The sequence below is a fragment of the Paenibacillus sp. FSL W7-1332 genome, assembly GCF_037969785.1.
Classification (GTDB): domain Bacteria; phylum Bacillota; class Bacilli; order Paenibacillales; family Paenibacillaceae; genus Paenibacillus_AQ.
Window position 1 is genome coordinate 4,122,387 of record NZ_CP150209.1, and the last position, 20,667, is coordinate 4,143,053.

Here is a 20,667-nt window from a genome sequence, read left to right on the forward strand (position 1 = left end):
CTCAGCTAAGGACAAAACTTACATCGCTATAGTAAAAAAAGCCGCTAACTTAGCGACTTCTAAATCATCTATGTCCATATCCTCCGGCATGCTCCATTCGAATCGCCGATGTCCGTTGTTATGATGAGCAAGTAGCCTGAGGTCTAATCGACTTGATCGCTACGTTTGCTAAGCTCGCGATCTCCTTGGGCTTCGATAACGTCAATGACCGACGACAGGAACGCTAGCGCCAATCCTTGTCCCCAGCCTTGTGCCCATTTCCGGTCAATGCCGAGATATCCTTCGATGTCGTTCATGACCGCCGTTCCTCCGGACACGTTCAGAACCCGTCCGTTATCCGCTATATTTGCGAGAACCCCGGCCAAGGCTTTTCTCACATATTTCGCGTGCAGCGGATTGCCCTGCATCACCATCGCTGCTGCAATACCCGCTGTAGCCGATACTTCGCCGTAAGCTTCCGGGTAATCGAGCACGGTGCCCCACAGACCGTCCTCATGCTGAATCCGTCTAATTGCCGCCAACTGGTCGCGTAAGGAGCTCCATATGTGCATCATGGGAGGATAAAGATAGCCTTCCGGCAGCCCTCTTGCCGCTCGGGACATCGTATAGGCTGCCCAGGCGTTGGCGCGCGCCCAATGAATGCCGGACATATGGTCCTTTTTGACATGGTTATAGCCATGGTACCACAGCCCGGAATCCTCATCTTGCAAGTAATGAATATGCCGTTCGAATTGATGGAGCGCGTCGTCGATGAGCGCCTTCTTTCCGAGGAGCACGCCGACCCGAAGCTCCAAAAATGCCGCCATGAACAAAGTATCCGCCCAGCACTGCTCCGGAAAGTCATTGTTAGCCGACACCGTATGCTGAAGGACCCGGTCACCGAATCGCAAAGCCTGATGCTCCAAATAATCAATCTTGCTTAAAATGAGATCCATATATTTTTGATCCTTCGTCTGTTCATATAGGGTCAGCAGCATATGCCCCATCGCACAGGTGTTCACGGTCCATCCTTCCGGAATGCCCGCCTCTAAGTACTCCTCAACCCAATCGATCATGCGTTCCAGATAAGCATGATCGCCAGTCACCTCGAACAGCCGGCTTATCCCATAGAATGCGACACCTCCCGGCCAATCCCACGTCAAATCCATCCCGAACGTATAATCTGCAACACGCTTGGCGGTTTGCTTTAAATCTTCTAAAGCGATATCTAGTTTCAGATTCATATTGCCCTCCATATCATCCAGAGCCCCCGCTTTCGGCAGGAGCTCGGAGTTTTGGTTTAGATTTTCGTGATTACCGGAATTGACCTGCATCAATCGCTTTTTGCTTCTCGTCCAAAATCTCTTGATAGCCGGCGTCGAGGAATTTCTGCTTGGCCGCTTCGTATTTCGCATCGAACTGGTCTGCTGGCGCAAGGATAATGTCGAGATACAGCTCTTGGAAGAGGTTGTTCAAATCCGCCTTATACTCGGTAACCTTCTCAAGGACTACGGTGAACAGCGGATCCGGCGTCTGGTATGGCTTGGTCTCGTTTCGATATTGAATCATGTCTTCGACAATTTGCTCATAACCCGCAGGCGTCCAGTTATTTTTGTTAGCTTTAAGCGTTAGCTCTGGCGTTGCGAAGGATGGCGCTTCCGTTACAAGTGCCCAATAGTCCTTGTTATTGTTCTGAGAGAGTACGGATTCGCCCTTGAAATCCGGTTTTTTCACCGGCAAGCCATCGGAATCGAGCGTATAGTTCTCACCTTCCACCCCGTTCTGCAGGAACATCAGGTTCTCCGCTTGGCTCATCCACTCGAGATACATCCATACAGCAGCACGCTCCTCTTCCGTCGATTCATGGTTAATTCCCATGATCAACCCGAACGGCCAGTCGGCGCGTCCTTGGGGCATATTTCCCTCCGGTACGCCGGAGCCAGGGGGAAGCACGGCAAATTCAGCTTCCGGATTATTCTTCAGCGTTGCTTCAAACGCATCGGTGTTATTGGTCAGGTACAAACCGTAGGTGCCCGTATTTCCCGCAACAAACTCGGCCTTGAGCTTGTTATCATCGTCGCGTAGATAGAACTCCTTATCGATAAGTCCGTTATGGTATTGATAGCTCAGGTTACGCAGCCAGGCTTCGGTTGCCGGTGTCGTAAAATCCGCAACGGATAGATCGGAATAAAGCGCGTGCGTCTTCGGATCAACCGGCCAGTCACGGAATCCGTAACTATAGTTGAACACGTTCCGTGTTAAACCGGCCCCGGCAACGCCGATTCCTTCTTCCTTCCATTTCATGAGCATTTCATTGTACTTCTCGAGCGAAGTCAGGTCCTCGATTTTCATTCCTACTTTCTCAACCCAGTCTTTACGAATGATATTGACAAAGTTGCTGAAATCTGGACGTGCAGCGAAGAAGAAGGTGTTTTTTTCGTCAACGACGCCGTATTGCAGAATCGTCTCGCTCAAATTGCTCCAATAGGTTGGGGCATAGTGCTCAATCTCTTGCCAGTCCAGCTCCTGCATGACACCTTCTCCATAGTATGCAAGCGCTTGCGGCATGTCGTAGTGGAAAATGATATCCGGCGCCTTGCCGGCTGCGAGCAGCTGCTGATAAGTCGTAACTTCGTTGGTACGGGCGATCGGCGTAAACTTGACCTCGATATTGTATTTGTCGCCGAATTCCTTCTGAATCCAGCGTGTATAGTAGTTGTCAGTTACGTTCCAGCCTTCGAACGCACGCTCATACACTGGAATTTCGAGTGTAACTCTTTCCGGGAAGCCTTGCGAATAATCGGGATAGCTGCCTTCCGCGTTTTGGCTTGGCGTGTTACCCTCATCCGATGGAGAAGGCTTCTTCTCACCATTGGTGCTGTTCCCCGTACATCCCGCTATAAGACCGGCAATTAATATTAAAACCATGAACATAGACATGATTTTCGGTTTGCTCATCGTATTTCCCCCTTATCATTCTCATCATATCGATGCAATAGAATCTGGAAATGCTATTCCTTGATAGCCCCAAGCATGACTCCCTGGACAAAATACTTCTGAATGAACGGATAGACACAAATGATCGGTAAAGTTGCAAAAACGACACATGCTGCTTTGAGCACTTCAGGATTGCTGAGCGAGACTTGCGTCATCTCTAGCTGAAAGCTCTCGCTGGCCTGAACCACCAGGTAATATAGTTTCAACTGCAGCGGCCGCAAATCGACATTATGCTTAATATAGAATAGGGCGTCCTGATAAGCGTTCCAGCGTCCGACCGCGTAAAAAAGGGACAATGTCGCTAGAATCGGCTTGGAGAGTGGAAGTACGATGCTGAACAGGATCCTGAAATGCCCCGCTCCATCCATCCGGGCCGATTCTTCCAGGCTCGCCGGAATATTGCTGGAGATCGAAGTCCTTAAGATCAGCAGGTTAAATGCGCTAAAGGATAGCGGTAATATAAGCGACCACATCGTATCAAGCATCCCCAGGCTGTTGATCAGCATATATTCGGGAATAATGCCGCCTCCAAAGAACATCGTAAACATAAAGATGAAGTTAAAAAACGAACGGCCTTTAAGCTGCTTACGGGATAGCGGGTAGGCTGCACAAATGGTGACGATCATGCCGATCAGTGTGAACAGCACCGTGATGATTACGGATATGTAAAGAGACCTCAGAATACTCTGATCGGCAAAAACTTTGCCGTACGCATCCAGAGTGAACCCCGCCGGCCAGAGAAACACCTTGTTAGCGATGACGTAGGCGTCTTCGCTTAAAGATTTTGCAACAACATGAACGAATGGCAGCAAGCAGGCAAGTGAGGCAGCAATAAGTATGAGCCGTATTAGAATATCCCATATGTCCAGTTTCCTGGTGCGGCGCACCGCATAGCTCCTAGTGAATGTTTTCATCGCTTCCCTCCTTTCTAAATGACTCCATCTTCACCCAGTTTCTTGGCAACCCGATCAGCAATTAAAATAAGGACAAGCCCCACGACAGCTTGGAACAACCCGAGAGCGGTTGCTCGGCTGAAGTTGCCGCCTTCAATTCCCCAGCGATATACCAGAACGGGAATGGTCGTGGTGAACTCCGTGGTTGCTTTGTTCGCTAAGGCAAAGACACGCTCAAAGGAACCCGCCATCACGTGGCCAAGGTTCAAAATCAGCAATGTCACGATCGTCACTCGGATCGAGGGCAGAGTAATGTTCCACATTTTCCGCCACCGGCCTGCACCATCGACGACCGCCGCTTCATACAGCTCGGGGTTAATGCCGCTAATTGCAGCCAGGTAGATGATGGTCCCCCAACCCATGCTTTGCCATACGCCAATAAAGATGTAACTGATTAGCCAATTGACGTTCTCTTGAAGGAACGGGATCCGTGTTCCCCCCAGATTCGCGATCAGATTATTGATCATACCGGTTCCTTCACCCAACAATTGATAAGCGATTGCGCCGATAATGACCCAAGACAGAAAGTGCGGTAAATAAAGCAGAGTCTGATTCACGCGTTTGAAGAAAGCATTCTTGACCTCGTTTAGCAGCAAAGAGAGTATAATCGGCATTGTAAAGCTAAATATAAGGTCCGACACATTCAGCAAAAGCGTGTTGCGGATGGCGCGAGCGAAATCGGGCTTTGCGAATATGTCTTTAAACACTTCCAGACCGACCCATTCGCTGCTCCAGAATCCGTGGGCAATCTTGTAATCCTTGAACGCAAGCACAAGACCGCTCATCGGCGCGTACTTAAAGACCAAGACAAACGCTAAAGGAATGAGAAGCAGAAAATAGAGCTGCCAATCCCGACGAAGATAATAGAGAGTTCCCTGTTTCTTGCCTACGAAGGGGATTAAAGCGGTTTCATTTCCTGGTGCTGCATCTTGGACTTTCAAAATCTCACCTCCTCCATGCGTGATCTCCCCCCGGTTCATTTCCCTATTTCGGTGGCCCCGAGGTTGGATTTATCATATCGCCCCGTTCGTCCGAAGGTAAACGCCGAATATTGATAAGCTGCAGCCACTATTGATCCAAATTGCAGCCGATCCGTTATTCCTGAGAACCCAAGAATCATTTTTGTCTATTTGAATCAAATATTGTCCTGCTCACGAGGTTTTGGATCTCTGCAGCTTGAAGCTGCTCGGCGGCATGCCTTCAAATTTTCGGAACAGACGATTGAAGCTTCGAACATTCATGTAGCCTACCTCGGATGCAATCTGTGCAATCGACAGGTTACTCTCAAGAAGCAGCTCTTTTGCCTTCTCGATTCGGAGCAAATTGAGATAGTCGGACAAGCTTTTACCCGTATGTTCATAGACAATTTTTCGCATGTAGGAGTAACTGATTCCGATTTGCTTAGCCATTTCTTCAAACACGACTTCTTCACGATAGTGCTCATTCAAATAATGGATAATGCGATCGGCATACTTGTTGGACCCGCCCGGTGACCGCGTAAGGTAGTGAACAATCTCGCTGTAAAATTCAATAAGATATTCTTCAAGCTCGTCAAGCGTATCAATAGAAGCAAGGGCTGCGTAAATGTTCCCCCGCGTCGAGAAGATCCGCGCCGTGCTAACATTATTCTCCCTAAGGTGCTTAATGGTCACGCCAACCAATTGATGATAGATGAATAGGATATTATCGTAGGACACGTATTCGGCAGAACGGATTTCGTTACGAATGATTCTCAGTTCTTCGATGATGCTATCCAGATCGCTATGACCAAGGAAGTTCAGAATTCGTCTTTCGCTGTTAACAGGGTAAATGTATTTTTTATCCCGCCCTTCTTCCTCCTTCCAGCACGTAATGCCGCCATTGCCGGCAATCATGCGCTGCTTGATCGCTTCCATCGCCTCTGCAAAGCAATCCGAGATCAGGCGAATTGAATCTGCCGGGCTGCTTACGCCGATCGTTACGGAGTGCTTGAGCAATTCCGCCGCACTGTTCCTCAACATGTCTAAAGCCGCATAAATGGCAAGCCTATAGTTGTCATCTTCCACCTGTCTGTAGTTGATCAGGATTGCGAAGTGGCCGTCACCATGATAGACGCAGCGCGCGTGAACATCTTTCGGGAATAAATCGTCACATTTGGAGATGAGCAAGTAGCGATGGTAACTGCGCGTTTCCGGATTATTCAGGCTTATATAAGTTCGGTAACCGTCGATGGAAACGACGGCTACAAGAAAGTGCAAGTCCGGGAAAATCTCTTCCGCTTGTGGGGTCACTTCACCCCGCAGCAAACTATGGATGGCGTGGCTTTGGGCATCCTGCTCGCGGATACTTAGCAGCTTATAAAGCCCTTCTTCCTCTTCCTGCATGCGTCTGAATGCCGCCTCCAGAAAGACGAGCTCATTCTTATCGCGCACCCCCGGATTGACTCGGCCGCGTACCGTACGGACCAATTCCCTGGCTGGCTTGGATAACCATGTCGCAATAAAAACGGTCAGTATGGACCCCGCAAAAATAATAACGATCGTAAGCAAAAGGATACTTCTCTGCAAAGTAAGGGGCTTATTCATCAATTCGTCGACCGAGTAGATGCTTACGTTCGTCCAACCGAATTCTTTCGTAGGGGACCACGCATATAGCAATCGCTCGCCGTTAAGCTCGCGGAACATGTACCCTTCAGGCAATGCTTGCCGGGCGATTTCGCGAATATACGGCTCCTCGTAGGCGTTCTTGAGCAATAAATCTTTGTCGTGATGTGAGATGATGGTACCGCTTGACTTCATAAGCAAATAGCCTTGCTTGCCTGACTTCGATGATTGCAAATATTGCTCGATTTGACTCTCCTTCAGATTGACAACGATCGTTCCGCGTGTAGCGGTTGACAGCCGGTTTAAAGGCAGTGCGAACGATAAGACATTAACGCCCGAATCGAGCTTGCGCGGATACCATACGCCGCGTATCCCTTTTTGCTCCATAAGCGCCTCGTTCAGCCAGTCGATGGACTCGTATCTGTCCAAGCTCGTTATGCCTCTGTCCGTAGAAATCACGTAATTCGCGTCGTCCAGGTAAAAGAAAGATGAATACACCCCATCGACGCTCTGATTCAGATTCAACAATTCCTTGAGCACCGCCATCGCTTTGCTTACATTCACGTAATTCGTCTTAAGCTCTGCAAGAGACTTATAAGGACGGATTCGATCGAAGACGTCGGTGCCTCCTAGGCGTACCGTATTCTGGGACAAATTGTTCAACGCATTCTCATTAAGCTCGCGATTGGCATTTAATTCTGCAAGCGAAGTTTCCGCAAAGGCATGCTCTGAATTCTGTAGAATCTGAGAGCTGCTATACCAGGTTAAAATCGCCATCGGAATGGCCATGATGCAAAATAGGATTAATGCCAATTGCATCATCATTGGAATTCGCTTCATTGGACCCCTCCATACCCTTATTTTCTATAGAAAATCACTTATGTATTAAGATAACTAAAGCGCTTACATTTGTCTTCGTTTTTATGTTTATGGTGGTTAGATCTGAGTTTCGTATTATCTGAGTTTCCCATTATATGTTAAGTCAATCTTGTTCAACTCGTAAATCGCCACAATTGATATTCTTTATCAACATCTGATTCTCTTCGTATAAAGGATCATTTCTTACCATGATGATCAATAATGGCATGCCTAATATTTTGCAATTACCCTACCTTTTCCATGTTATTAAACTTGGTTGTTTTGCTGCCGCTCGAATGGCCGGACTTTCGAGTTTATATTAAATTTATTTAGCTGTGCTAGAGTAAGTGCGACAAATTAAAGAGGGGGAAACAACCTTTGAGGAAGCTATTAAGTCCCATTACCGATTGGGTCTCAACCAAAAAAGGGATGTGGATTACGATTCTGGTCTGGCTGATCGTTATGGTCGGTTTAAGCGCGGGTCCCACGCTTGGCGATTACAAAGCCACCAACTTCCAGTCACTTCCAGATGAAGCACAGTCCATCATAGCCGAGAACAAATTGGAGAACACATTTCCGAATGAGCAGGGAACGCCAGGAATCCTGGTTTTTCATAATGCATCAGGAAACGTAAACCTGGATGAAGTAAAGCATATTTTGAATGGAGTCCTATCCGCCAAGATTCAGGGAGTCAAATCCATAGTCGATATCGGCACCCTGCCGCCTCAAGCCCTGAAGGGTTTTACTTCGGAGGATAACTCTACCATCATCGTTCCCATGAGCCTGGAAGCCGGTCTTGGCAGCAGCGAATATTCGGAAATCAATGACGAAACCTCCAGACTTGGCAACGAGATTGCCAGGGGTCTGAGTACAGACTTCTATATTACAGGTCCAGCCGGGATAGCCGGCGATACGATCAAGCTCTTCGAGCAGGCGGATTTTGTTCTGCTACTTGCCACCATTGTCATCATTCTTGTATTATTGATCGTTATTTACCGTTCACCGCTGCTTGCCTTCATTCCTCTACTTGCGACGGCTATCGTATATCAGGTCGTCAACCAATCCGTAGCCTTGATGGGCTCAGCCGGACTCGAAATTAACAACTCGACCACCTCCATCATGAGCATCCTGCTGTTTGCCGCCGTCATCGACTACTCACTGTTTGTGTTCTCGCGATACCGCGAGGAATTGAATAAACATGAAAGCAAATATACTGCAATGCAGTTTGCCATGCGAGCTACCGGGGAACCTGTGTTTTTTGCAGGCGGCACCGTGCTCGCCGCGATGCTCGTTCTGTTCTTCATGGATTTCCGTGATTATCAAAATTTTGCGCCGGTATTCGGTTTGGCCATGCTTATTATTATGCTCGCTTCCGTCACCCTTGTCCCAGCCCTGTTCACCCTGTTTGGGAGAAAAGCGTTCTGGCCTAAGGTTCCTCAATTCGGTCAGAACAATGAAATCAAACACGGTTTCTGGGGGCCAGTAGCCAAATTCGTGGTGAACAAGCCGCTGCTCACCGGTGGAATCGTGGCTGTCTTCATGATCGTGACCGCCTTGAACGTATTCAACCTGAATTATGAATTCGACACCGTCAAAAAATTCCCCGAAAACTTGCCTTCGCGTGTAGGTTATGAGATCGTGGAATCTAAATATAACAAAGGCGAGCTTGCACCCTCGACGCTTCTTCTGGAATCCGAGAACGCGCTATCCGACGAGCAGATCGATCATTTCCTGAAAAAGCTGGAGAATTACGAAGAAATCGACTCCGTCCGCTTGGCCGGCATCACGGAAGATTCCAAGGCGGCAAAACTCAGCGTTGCCTTGACGATGAATCCTTATTCCACCGAAGCTATCGATTTTATTGAAAAGCTTCAGGGCCAGACTGACGCCCTTCTTAACGAGTTGTCTCTTCGGGGCGATGTTTACTACGGCGGCGTGACAGCCAAACTAGTCGATGAACGGACCGTAAACAACGGTGACATTATCAAAGTCATCATGCTGGAAACGGCTCTGATTCTCGTGCTGCTGGTTGCCTTGACTCGTTCGTTAAAAATGTCGATGTATATGATGGCCACCATCCTCATATCTTACGTGTCAGCCCTTGGCCTGGGCATCTTCCTGATCGATATGCTGTTCGGGTACGAATCCATCAGTACGCGAGTTCCTGTCTATGCGTTTATATTCTTGGTGGCGCTGGGGATCGATTATAATATTATTCTTATATCCCGCTTCCTCGAAGAGAGAAAAACATTAAAGATCAAGGAAGCTCTTGAAGTGGCCATCCGCAATACGGGTGGCGTCATTTCCTCGGCAGGCGTGATCTTGGCGGCAACCTTTGCCGCATTGACCACCATGCCGATTGCCGATCTCTTCGTGTTCGGTTTTATGGTTGCGATTGGTATTTTATTAGATACATTCCTGGTAAGAGGCATTCTGCTTCCATCCTTAATTCTATTTTTCGAAAAAGATAAGGATCCTAGAAAGCTCTCATCCCAGGCATAATGTAAGGTATGGAGGAGTCTTCCGTGAAAATTTTAGTCGTAGACGATGATTACGATATCCTGCAGCTTGTGACCATCCATTTGACGCGGGAAGGCTATACGGTTTTACAAGCTCATAACGGGAAGCACGCGCTGGAGCTTCTGGAAGAGTCGGAGGTAAACCTGGCCATCGTGGATGTCATGATGCCCGGGATGGATGGCTTCTCCCTGACTAGAATACTAACGAAAGAGCTCGACATTCCTGTCATCCTGCTGACCGCCAAGGGACAATTATCCGACAAGGAACAGGGGTTCAAATCAGGCTCCGAGGATTATCTTGTGAAGCCTTTTGAGCCAAAGGAGCTGCTGTTTCGGGTTGCCGTTGTTCTTCGCCGCTATGGCCGCGCAATGGAAAGTGTTTTGAAGGTCGGCAATGTGAAGATCAACCGGAACGATTTTGAAGTGATCATCAAGGATGAAACCATTCTCTTTCCTCTAAAAGAGTTTGAGCTGCTGACTATGCTGGCAGTACGGGCCAACAAAGTCACTCCCCGGTCCGTTCTTATCGAACAGGCATGGGGCGAGGATTATCAAGGCAACGAGATGACATTGAATACGCATATGAACCGGATTCGCGACCGTCTCAAACGTTACAACGCTTCGATCGAGATCCAGACCATCAGGGGCATTGGTTATAAATTAGAGGCGGCCGAATGAAAACATTATATCGGGAGTTTATATCCACAACACTGCTCATTCTAGGGATCAGCATTTTTATCGGATTTATTCTGGCAAACGTTGTCTACGTGATATTTACCAAAGAAGAAATCACGCAGCAAAACATGGAGGTTGCCGAACAAATCGTCCACGTTCTCGAGGAAATGCATGTATCAAGCCATACCGTGCACCCCTTCCTTGAGTCCGTCGGACAACTAGGATACCAGATATATTTGGCTAACCGTTCAGGGGAGGCGTATTTTTTCGGTGAGCCTTTTGAGCATAGAAGGCTGCCTGACCACACCATGGACCAGGTGTTAAGCGGCACGCCGTATATGGGGAAAGACGGCATATGGGATCAGCTCTGGATGATGGGGCATTTCTCCAATGATATTAGAAACACCGTCGGGCTCCCCCTTCAAATCGGAAATCAGACTTATGCTCTATTCGTCAAACCGGCCAGCAAAATCCTATTTTCCGATATCCATATGATGCTGGCGGGATTTATCGTAGCTGTCGCCATCGTGAGCCTATTGGGTGTAATCAAAATGACCAAACGGCTAATTCACCCCATCTCGGAGCTGTCCGAAGCGACGAAAGCGATCACCAACGAAGATTTTACGTATTCGCTGGATATCCATCGTAAGGATGAGCTGGGCCAGTTGGCTGAGAACTTCCTGCGTATGCAGCAGCAGCTGCAGCATAATGACGTCGCCCGGAAGTCCTTCATCAGCAACGTGTCTCATGATTTTCAATCTCCATTAATGAATATTCAAGGGTATGGAGACCTGCTCCTTCTTCCGAATCTGGATGAGAAGACGCGGCTGCAGTATGCGGGTATCGTGAGCGATGAAGCTAGACGATTATCGAATCTGACCAAGCAGCTTCTGCTGATTACGTCCCTGGATCAATCCGGTTACCCGGTGAAAAAGAGCCCTCTCCGACTGGATCTGCAAATCAAGGAATCCATCAAAAAACATCAATGGAGTCTGCAGGACCGGAACCTGACCATCTCGTACAAATTAGATAAAGCCGTGTTGTACTCCGATCGCGAGCTGCTGGCGATCGTGTGGGATAACTTGATAACGAACGCCATTAAGTACAACCAACCGAACGGCCATATCTTCATTTCCTGCACCACCGCCGGAAACAAGATCATCCTCACATTCGAGGACACCGGTGTCGGTCTGTCGGAGGCATCAGCCAAGCAAGTGTTCGAGCGCTTCTACCGGGTGGATGCAACCCGCAAGAAAGACGGGACAGGCCTTGGCCTGTCCATTGTTAAAGAAATCATCACACTATTAAACGGAACCATAACGCTCGAGAGCGAGCTTGCGAAGGGTACGACCTTCACCGTTATTTTTCTAATGGAAGGACATGATGAATCATGGAACAAAAATGGAGTTTACGGTTAATTCGATATGCAGCGCTGTTCGGCATTTTTGGAACCTATCTTGGTTCCAAAATGTCTGGCGAGATGGACTACTCCCTTCGTCCGATCCACGCCCACATTTTACTGGTCGGCTGGTTGTCGGTATTTGCTTGGGGAATCTTCTACAAGGCATACAAAGTAAGATATAAGAAACTGGTTGCTGTCCACGGCTGGCTGGCGATCCTGGGGTCCTTCGGCTTAACGTTCGGAATGTGGATGTACAATTTGAATCCTTTTCAGCTGGACGACAGTTTGGTTTTGGTCTTGTTTATTGTGGGCGGTTCGCTCCTGCTGCTTGCCTTTCTGTTATTTGCCATCATTACATTTTTTACGGAAAAAGAACAACAATAAGCTTCTTCTAAATAGAAAACAGCCAATCCCTCTCCAAGCGAAGGATTGGCTGTTTTTCATTAGTGGATGCTGCGTCAATTTTATGAATCATCAAGGATTGAATTATAGATTTCTATAGGAATAGTGCTTCTTGTGTTGTTACGCAAACATCTCAATGCCAAGGAAAAGGAGCAGACCGCTAACACTTGCATAAGCACTGAGGATGTGCTGTTTGGAATCTTTCTTATAGCGTCTTTCAACAACGGAACGGAAAGCGTGTAGAACAGCTACCACAAGTATAACGTCCTGATAAGCCGACGATCTCCACTCCCAAACAATCCTCATGAAGTAAAGGGCGGTTAGGGACAAAGCTATGATGATCAACTCCCCAATCAGATGAAATCGATTGATATGCTTATAGAGCAGCTGATTTGAATCGTTGGATACCTTGAGCTTTTTTTTGATCCATAAGTAACCGGAGACGAATACGATCGAATATAAAATGAGACTGAGTAAGAGCATGCTTAAGTCACCCCTTTCCAAAGTTAGCGGCCGTGCAACAGCTGGTATTCCCGTAAAGGTGGTTGCAACGGGTTTAACCGAAGCACCTGGACACAAAGTATAACTTTTGGCATTGCAGGATAGTAAGAGGAATATAATATTCTTAAAAATAAACTACCAATTAAGAGGAGAAATGTATGGAAGAGAGTATGCTCTACATATTATCCATTATTGTCACTTTTATGTTTATTTCTATCGCCGTTTTTCAGGTGTTGCTCGCGCTTGGTTTGCCTTTAGGCGAATTTGCAATGGGTGGATATTATAAAGTGCTGCCCTACAAATTACGTGTTGTAAGTGCTATAAACGCTATTATTCTTCTCGTTATGGGAGTTGTTTTTTTGCAGCATACTAACGTCATAAATATCTTTAATGTTCTGCCTACGAATATTTTAGTTTGGGTAATTACTGTATTTCTTGGCATAAATACGATAGCAAATCTAATATCCAGAAGTACAAAAGAAAAATATGTAATGACACCATTATCGAGCATTGCGTTTATATTGTGTTTCATGATCTCTTTATCATAAAGTTTTCAATGCATACAGTTGCGAAATGATCCGGTCGAGTCTATCTTTGATGAGGATCGCCTCTGCATATCGGACAGGAATTCCTTCATACCCATAATAGATACCTGCCAATCCACCGGCAATAGCTCCGATCGTATCCGAATCATCTCCTAGATTTGCCGCCTTTTGAACGACTCCTGCAAAATCCGACGTATGGAGCAAAATATGCAGTACCCACCGGAAGGTATGGACCACATAACCGCTTGCCGGGCAGTCCGGCTGTGCTTCAATGATGCCTTCGTAATCGCTACCCACCACCTCGGCCATGATGGCTGCTCTTAAATGTTCACCCTGCAAAAGGCGCTGTGCCATTCGGTTGTACATGACGCAGACTTCGGCACACCTTGGATCATAATGCGTCATCCGTGACTGCATGACGGTCACTCGGTCAATGTCCGCCGGGTCCTTGTAGGCAAGTGCTGCAGGCAGGCATCGCATGAGGGAGCCATTCCCGCCGCTTTGCCCCATATCCATGTGCGCCACAAAGGCCGCTTCGAACCAGTCTCCCTCATACTTTTGAAAAACTTGACGGATGATATTCCCGATGTCTTTGGGCCTCGATTGGTACCATTCCATGAAGAAACGCCCGATCGCCTCCATTGGCTCCCCTGGATTTTCGTGAATTCCTTCTGCCACGCACAGCGTCATCATCGTATCGTCGGTCACTTCGCCCGGTTCCAGCTGCCACACCCCGCCGCCGATGATCTCCGTCAAATAGCCGTGCTTCTCCTTAATCTCCTGCACGCTCATAAACTCCGTCGTTCCGCCAAGCGCATCGCCTACAGCCACTCCATACAGGCCGCCTTTGATTCGGTTATATAATATATTGTCCATACAACCACCTCGTATCTGTTCATTAAATAAGAAATCCATTAAGTTAATTATAACAAAATGGACAGTGGTCATCTTCTAAATATAAAGAAATGGGGCATCGGTAAATTAAAAAAGCCGCGATTTTCGCGACTTCGGCTGCCCATATGCTCTAACCATCCCGATTCGTAAAGGTAATTGTGCTGGAAGTTCCCCCCCTGGGAATGAGGGAGAACCGACTGTTTTTTTAGCCGGCTCTTCTTCACATAACCTTATCGATCGTGCGAGATTATGTCTCTTGTGCAGTAAGTACATGTTCCGGCGCTTTTTGGTTCATGATCGGCACCATGACGAGTGAGCCAAGAAGAAACAGTAATCCTGCTCCGCTATAGATCGTACTCAGCGAAAAGGCGTCTTTTAACGCGCCAGCGAAAGACATGGAAATGACCATCATCCCAACAAACATCGGATTCAGAACCCCATTCACCCGACCGACTATGGAAGCATGCGACCATTTCAGGATCATGGTGCTGATCCCGATATGAATGCAAGGGAAAACAAGCCCATTTAGAAATTGAACGGTCAGCGTGACCGGAACACTAGTCGAATACCCCACTATGGTTGTACAGACCGCGCCTGCCAGCATGCCTATGGCAAGAAGAACCTGCGGCGGAACCCGCTTCGCGAAGACGGCCACGATCCCGCCCCCGATGAGCATAGCAGCGCCATTCACCATTAGCAGATATTGCAGGAACTCCTCGCTCCTGCCCAGCCGCTCCGTTACGATAAACAGGTTGAGCGCTTGGGCTACGCCAACAGCGAGGCCGGCGAGAATAAACGCAAGCCCGAGCATGCGCAGCACTTGACTTTGCCAAACATAGCGGAAGCCTTCAACGAAATCTTTACGGAATTGCCCTTTTACGGCGGCTGTTTGAGATTTCATATCATCCTCCGGCAGGCGAATCAGGACGAGCGCGGATAACAGAAAAACTACGCCCATTACAGCGATCGATGTTTCAAGGCCGAACGTGCTGTAAACAAATGTACCAAGCATAGGGCCAAGGACCATGAAGATGGCCATCAGCGATTGGAACAAAGCCATCCCTTGCTGCAGTTGTTCTTCAGACACGTGATACTTAAACAATCGCATACTTGAAGGTTGAGAGAACTGCGATAGAATAGCTGAGATGAATGCGACAAGGTAGACGGATTGCCATGAACCGTAATGGATGGTCAGAAGCACTACGAATACCGATACCGCGGATAATAAATCGCACCAGATCATCGTTCGCTTTGGCTTCCATCGGTCCGCAAATGTACCTCCGATGAACGAAAAAACAAATATCGGGGCAAATTCTGCTACGCTGATTAGCGAAATAGCGTATGGATCATTATTGGTTCTATCCGCTACATACAGGAGGATAGCAAAATTACGTACCCAGATTCCGATCTGCAGAAGCACGCTTGATAATAAAATCGTCTGCAGGAACCGATTGCGAAGAAGGCTTGGTGCATTAGTGCTTGTGTCGTGCCTATTCAATCTTTTCAACCTCCAATTTGTCTATAAAAATGCCAGCTTGAGTCGTGGTATGTCTCTCCTTTCCAATCCTTATTATACGGACTCCATCATCGTTGACCTCCTCCTTAAGACTGAATTTACATATTCAATATTCGAATCTACTCACGACGTAAAGTACCATTTCATTTAACCAAAAAGCCGCCAATAGCAGCTTTTGCATACTGATTAAATCGGGCTCGGAACCAGCGTTTGCCGTTAGTGTCAAGACATACTTGCCAGATGTTCCTCAAGACGGTCCATGGTCTGTTCGGCACCTTGAACGGCATAGGTTTTCACCTTATCGAATACAGCGACCGTTTCCTCAAAAACGGTTTGATACGTCAAATGTGTCTTACCTTCCAGTTCCTCAACGCTTACTGACGCCAGAAAATGCGGAAACACGGCATGTTTGATAACGATTCGCTCGGGTTTAACGACCTCAACAAACACGTTGGTGTTGGGAAAATCAACGCCATCAGGACCGTGCATAATAAACTCCCATGTACCACCCGGTTTCATATCAAACTGCTGAGTAGTCATCGTAAAACCTTGAGGCCCCCACCACTTCGACAAGTGCTCCTGTTTTCGATCATAGCAGGTTATTCATTCATGGATTTCTTTCAGATTGCTCACTTCTATAACCCAATCGTCGCATACGATAACGCCCGATTTCGGAATATTTTTTCTTGTCCATATCGGCTGACAAAAAAAGTCGCGATTTCCGCGACTTCGTATATGTCCTCATCCTCTGACCATGTCCTGCGACTTTCCTTACTTCACTTGCCTTCCTCATCGGCTGAGGGACCGTACATGCCCGGCACCGGAACATCAAGCAGCCGTAGATAAACTCCGAGCTGCGCCCGGTGGTGAACCATGTGACTTAAGCCGAAAGTGCGAAGCGCGATTGCACGCGGTTGACGCTGGAGAATATGGTCGCCGTTCCGCAAGGTCCATTCCTCGGCGAGCGATTTCTCGTCGCATTCGGCTAACAGCTTATTAATCTGTATAACGTTCGCGTCAAATTCCTCCAGCACGTCTTCGCGTCTTTCCAAAGCTTCCCGCCGAATCGGCACGGATGAAAGATCGAATTCCGGGTATAGAAGAATCGCGACTTGCCAGTTCAGCAGGTTGATCAGATGCGTGGCGAGCCCGCCTAATGTCATTGATTTTACGTGGGGCTTCCAGGTCATATGCTCCTCGGGTAAACACTCCAGGATTCGGCGCGTTTGAGCCAATTCATGTTCGGCATCTCCGATAATTAATGGTTTCGTCATAGTTTCCCTCTCCTTCTTATATGGCAGACACAAGTGGGTTAAGATTACATCAAATATCTTCCCGTGATCGACTGCTCCGCATGGATGATCTTCGAAGGTGTGCCCTCGAATACCACTTGGCCACCCCGGCTCCCCCCGTCCGGTCCCATATCGATAATCCAATCCGCTTGACTGATCACGTCGAGGTTATGCTCGATGACGATCACCGTATTGCCTGCATCCACGAGACGGTTCATGATCCCAAGCAGGTCACCGATATCTGACATATGTAGGCCCGTCGTCGGCTCATCCATCACGTAGATGCTCCCCTTCTTATGCAGCTCGCTTGCCAGCTTGATCCGCTGGCATTCCCCGCCTGAGAGCGTACTGAGCGGCTGGCCGAGTGTAATATAGTTCAGCCCTACATCACTCATTGCTTGCAGCTTGCGCACAACCTCTTTTAGTTCAAAAAATTCCAATGCCTGCTCCACCGTCATCTCCAGCACTTCTGCAATGGATTTGCCGTTTAATTTGTACTCGAGCACCTCTTCCTTAAACCGTCTGCCTCCGCATACTTCGCATGGCAGCTTCACGTTCTCGAGGAATGCAAGATCTGTATACACTACACCCAGCCCTTGACAGTTATCGCAAGCCCCTTTGGAGTTGAAGCTGAACAAACCTTGATTGACCTTGTTTGCAGAAGCAAACGCTTTGCGAACATCGTCCATTATGCCCGTATAGGTTGCAGGATTCGAGCGTGTTGACACGCCTACCGCCGATTGGTCAATGACAATCGCATCCGGATGGTGGCTGAGGAATACTTCGTTAATCAGCGTACTCTTGCCAGAGCCTGCAACTCCAGTAACGACGGTCAGTACGCCGGTTGGAATATCTAAACTCACGTTCTGAAGGTTGTGAAGTGTGGCATCCTGGATAGATAGCTTGCCGGCGGGTTGCCTGCAATCTTGTTTCAGCTGAAGCGGCCGCTTCATATGAGTGCCTGTCAGCGTGCCTGCCTCCAATAAGCCTTCGAAGCTTCCTTCATATACGATCGTCCCACCGCGGCTGCCGGCGTGAGGTCCTACGTCTACGATATGATCCGCCACCTTGATCACATCGGGATCATGCTCGACAACAATCACGGTATTGCCCTTGTCGCGCAGTTTCTGAAGCAATTCATTTAACCGGTGTACATCACGGGGGTGTAGGCCCACGCTGGGCTCATCGAAGATGTAGGTGACATCTACCAGACTGCCGCTCAGGTGCTTCACCATCTTGACGCGCTGCGACTCGCCGCCGGACAAAGTGTCCGTTTCGCGATCCAGCGTCAGGTAGTCAAGCCCGATATCCACCAGATGCTGCAGCCGCTCCGTTAGTGACTTCACCATCGGCGCTGCGACCGCGTTGTCAATCTCCCGGATAACTCGAATGAGCTGACCAACCTCCATGGAGGACATTTCCGCAATGTTGAGTCCATTGATCCTGCAGCTAAGGGCTGCCAGACTTAGTCTGGCACCGCGGCAGCTGGAACACGGGCCCTCTGAAATGTAGGGTGCAACAGCTTTTTGTGTGCGCTCGGACTTCGTCTTCACATCCTGCTTGATGTATTTGTTCGTGAACTTCTCAATGACGCCTTCTACTGTAATATTCGTTGCCTTGCCGGCGAAGTCCATCTTTACTTTCCTTGCCTTGGCGTACAGCAGCTGATCCAGTTCATCATCCGAATAGTCGTTCAGCTTCTTATCGAGATCAAAGTCCCCGGTCTGCACGATCATGTTCCACTCCCAGCCGTTCACCGAATAGTCCGGCAGCATAATAGCCCCTTCGTTGAGCGACTTTGACATATCCAGCGCCTTGCTCATATCGACGCCTAGTTTCCGGCCAATCCCGTTACATTCGGGACACATGCCTTGCGGATCGTTAAACGAGAACATGTTCGCTTGTCCGACATAAGGCTGTCCCACTCGGGAAAAGAGAAGACGGAGAATGGGAGAAATATCGGTAATCGTGCCCATCGTGGAATGGGAACCGCCGCCTAGCCGCTTCTGATCAACGATTACAGCCATGCTCAGATTCTCGATCGCGTCCGCATCTGGCTGCGGATAACGAGGAAGAAAGTTACGCACGAACATACTGAAGTTCTCATTCAGCAAACGCGTGGATTCTGCGGCAATCGTATCGAAGACGATCGATGACTTGCCGGATCCGGATACCCCGGTGAATATCGTGATCTTCCGCTTGGGAATACGCAAGGATACGTTCTTGAGATTGTTTTCCCTCGCAGCCGAGATTACGATATATTCCTGATTCGATTCGCTCATGGCTAACATCCTTCCGATCTGGGTTCAAACGCAACCTGTTTTGTAATATGAAGAGTGGGCTGAAGTGTGGTATGTATAAGCATATACTAATTGGACACCATTTAGTGACATAATGATTATAGGAAACTACTTCGTGTCATGTCAATCCATAATTTTGCTCATATTGAATTTTAGACAGGCATGCAAAAATGGCCCTCCCTTAAGGGAAGGCCATCTGTCAACTATGATCGAAAGACGGAACTATAGTTGCTCGGTCTGTGATTGTTTGCTTTTACCAGGTGCAAACCAACCGAGAAGGGCTATCGCCACCAAGACACCATAGAAGATTATGGTCCAGACTGTGCTATGTGGGAAATGGTGATCTAACACCCCAATATCTTCATGGGCTAAGGTAATCACAGCGAGCTTGACACCGACCCATGCCACGATTGCATAAGCCGTGGTCTCCAGCGCTGGCCGTTGAGCAAGCAGCTTAACAAACCATGTGGCTGCAAATTTGATCAGAATAAGCCCGGCGATTCCGCCAAGCACAACAACCAAGAATTTTCCTCCGTCCATACCACCGAAATCAGGAAGCGGTGAATCCGGGAGACCCAGTGCCAAAGCCACAGCAGCAAGAATGGAATCAATCGCAAAGGCCAGATCCGCAATCGCAATTTTGCTTACCGTTGGCCAGAAGCCTTTACCGGCAGCATCTTTCTTTATGTCCTCGCGAATATTTTTATTTTCCTTACCGAAACGTGCTTTGATGATGTGCTTTAATCCGAGGTACAGAAGATAAGCAGCTCCAATCGCCTGTATTTGCCAGACGTTCGCAATAAACGATATCGCAAATAAAGCCGCGAAGCGAAAAACAAAAGCCATAATGATCCCGTAATTGATCGCTTTCTTCTTCTGGTCCTCCGGTAAGTGCTTCGCGATAACTGCCAACACAAGGGCATTATCCGCCGATAGTAAACCTTCCAATCCAATAAGAATTAGTAATGCCCATGCATACTCTAGCCAAATTGACTCCAACAGTACTTCCCCTCTCTTATGTGCGATGTTCATGGTTAAACTTCTGGCTGAAAACATCTAATCTCCACTTTAAAGAGCAGAGGTTTTTCCCCAGTTTTGATTGTTCCATGACTTCCTTTCGTTATTACGTTGTCAAGTAACGTCTCGTTTCATTCATTTCAGGCCAAATTTTCAGACCCACGGTCAGCTTGGCGACTTCCCGAAGCCAGCATCAAAAATCCCCTTTTCAAAGGGGATTTTCCTATACATTCTT

General features: G+C 48.0%; 16 protein-coding genes and 1 pseudogene. 5 read left to right on the forward strand and 12 right to left on the reverse strand.

Annotation, left to right across the window (positions count from 1 at the left end):
* Positions 1–143: 143 nt before the first annotated feature.
* The 5 genes from MKX98_RS18365 to MKX98_RS18385 all read right to left on the reverse strand — a co-directional run bounded on the left by MKX98_RS18365 (position 144) and on the right by MKX98_RS18385 (position 7,351).
* Positions 144–1,223, reverse strand: coding sequence for a glycoside hydrolase family 88 protein (locus MKX98_RS18365; protein ID WP_339217646.1), 1,080 nt, complete (start codon positions 1,221–1,223; stop codon positions 144–146).
* Between the two features lie 70 nt (positions 1,224–1,293).
* Positions 1,294–2,937: an extracellular solute-binding protein gene (locus MKX98_RS18370; RefSeq protein WP_339217647.1), complete on the reverse strand. Its 1,644-nt coding sequence runs from the start codon at positions 2,935–2,937 to the stop codon at positions 1,294–1,296.
* 53 nt (positions 2,938–2,990) lie between these two features.
* Positions 2,991–3,890, reverse strand: coding sequence for a carbohydrate ABC transporter permease (locus MKX98_RS18375; RefSeq protein WP_071220825.1), 900 nt, complete (start codon positions 3,888–3,890; stop codon positions 2,991–2,993).
* 14 nt (positions 3,891–3,904) lie between these two features.
* Entirely contained in the window at positions 3,905–4,870 is a 966-nt protein-coding gene (locus MKX98_RS18380) for an ABC transporter permease subunit (protein ID WP_339217648.1), read from the reverse strand.
* Between the two features lie 210 nt (positions 4,871–5,080).
* The gene (locus MKX98_RS18385) at positions 5,081–7,351 is read right to left on the reverse strand and encodes a helix-turn-helix domain-containing protein (protein ID WP_339217650.1); all 2,271 of its coding nucleotides are present in this window, start codon (positions 7,349–7,351) and stop codon (positions 5,081–5,083) included.
* Positions 7,352–7,747: 396 nt separating this feature from the next.
* Between MKX98_RS18385 and MKX98_RS18390 the strand changes: the two genes are divergently transcribed.
* The 4 genes from MKX98_RS18390 to MKX98_RS18405 are packed head-to-tail and all read left to right on the forward strand — an operon-like array spanning position 7,748 to position 12,349.
* The gene (locus MKX98_RS18390) at positions 7,748–9,871 is read left to right on the forward strand and encodes an MMPL family transporter (protein ID WP_339217652.1); all 2,124 of its coding nucleotides are present in this window, start codon (positions 7,748–7,750) and stop codon (positions 9,869–9,871) included.
* A gap of 23 nt (positions 9,872–9,894) precedes the next feature.
* Positions 9,895–10,566, forward strand: coding sequence for a response regulator transcription factor (locus MKX98_RS18395; protein WP_194543040.1), 672 nt, complete (start codon positions 9,895–9,897; stop codon positions 10,564–10,566).
* Positions 10,563–11,981 (forward strand): HAMP domain-containing sensor histidine kinase, encoded by a 1,419-nt coding sequence (locus MKX98_RS18400; RefSeq protein ID WP_339217654.1) that lies wholly within the window; start codon positions 10,563–10,565, stop codon positions 11,979–11,981. Before MKX98_RS18395 ends, MKX98_RS18400 begins: the two co-directional genes overlap by 4 nt.
* Positions 11,954–12,349: a hypothetical protein gene (locus MKX98_RS18405; RefSeq protein WP_220684992.1), complete on the forward strand. Its 396-nt coding sequence runs from the start codon at positions 11,954–11,956 to the stop codon at positions 12,347–12,349. The genes MKX98_RS18400 and MKX98_RS18405 overlap by 28 nt, the downstream gene beginning before the upstream one ends.
* A 138-nt stretch (positions 12,350–12,487) precedes the next feature.
* Here the strand turns inward: MKX98_RS18405 and MKX98_RS18410 are convergent, their stop codons facing one another.
* Positions 12,488–12,850: a DUF4181 domain-containing protein gene (locus MKX98_RS18410; RefSeq protein WP_220684991.1), complete on the reverse strand. Its 363-nt coding sequence runs from the start codon at positions 12,848–12,850 to the stop codon at positions 12,488–12,490.
* A gap of 176 nt (positions 12,851–13,026) precedes the next feature.
* On the opposite strand from MKX98_RS18410, the gene MKX98_RS18415 reads away from it, so the two are divergent.
* Positions 13,027–13,416 (forward strand): hypothetical protein, encoded by a 390-nt coding sequence (locus MKX98_RS18415; RefSeq protein ID WP_194543044.1) that lies wholly within the window; start codon positions 13,027–13,029, stop codon positions 13,414–13,416.
* Here MKX98_RS18415 and MKX98_RS18420 read toward each other — a convergent pair.
* From MKX98_RS18420 to MKX98_RS18445, 6 genes and pseudogenes are all read right to left on the reverse strand, one after another.
* On the reverse strand, positions 13,411–14,289 hold the full coding sequence (locus MKX98_RS18420; protein ID WP_339217659.1) for an ADP-ribosylglycohydrolase family protein: 879 nt from the start codon (positions 14,287–14,289) through the stop codon (positions 13,411–13,413). The genes MKX98_RS18415 and MKX98_RS18420 overlap by 6 nt on opposite strands.
* Before the next feature lie 265 nt (positions 14,290–14,554).
* Positions 14,555–15,805 (reverse strand): MFS transporter, encoded by a 1,251-nt coding sequence (locus tag MKX98_RS18425; protein WP_071220814.1) that lies wholly within the window; start codon positions 15,803–15,805, stop codon positions 14,555–14,557.
* Positions 15,806–16,045: 240 nt separating this feature from the next.
* Positions 16,046–16,408 (reverse strand): annotated as a pseudogene (locus MKX98_RS18430) (SRPBCC domain-containing protein); the annotation flags it as partial.
* 191 nt (positions 16,409–16,599) lie between these two features.
* Positions 16,600–17,097: a DinB family protein gene (locus MKX98_RS18435; RefSeq protein WP_339217662.1), complete on the reverse strand. Its 498-nt coding sequence runs from the start codon at positions 17,095–17,097 to the stop codon at positions 16,600–16,602.
* A 44-nt stretch (positions 17,098–17,141) separates the two neighbouring features.
* Positions 17,142–19,397, reverse strand: a complete 2,256-nt coding sequence (locus MKX98_RS18440; RefSeq protein WP_339217663.1) for an excinuclease ABC subunit UvrA — start codon at positions 19,395–19,397, stop codon at positions 17,142–17,144.
* A gap of 240 nt (positions 19,398–19,637) precedes the next feature.
* Positions 19,638–20,414: a TerC family protein gene (locus MKX98_RS18445; RefSeq protein WP_220684985.1), complete on the reverse strand. Its 777-nt coding sequence runs from the start codon at positions 20,412–20,414 to the stop codon at positions 19,638–19,640.
* Positions 20,415–20,667: the final 253 nt, after the last annotated feature.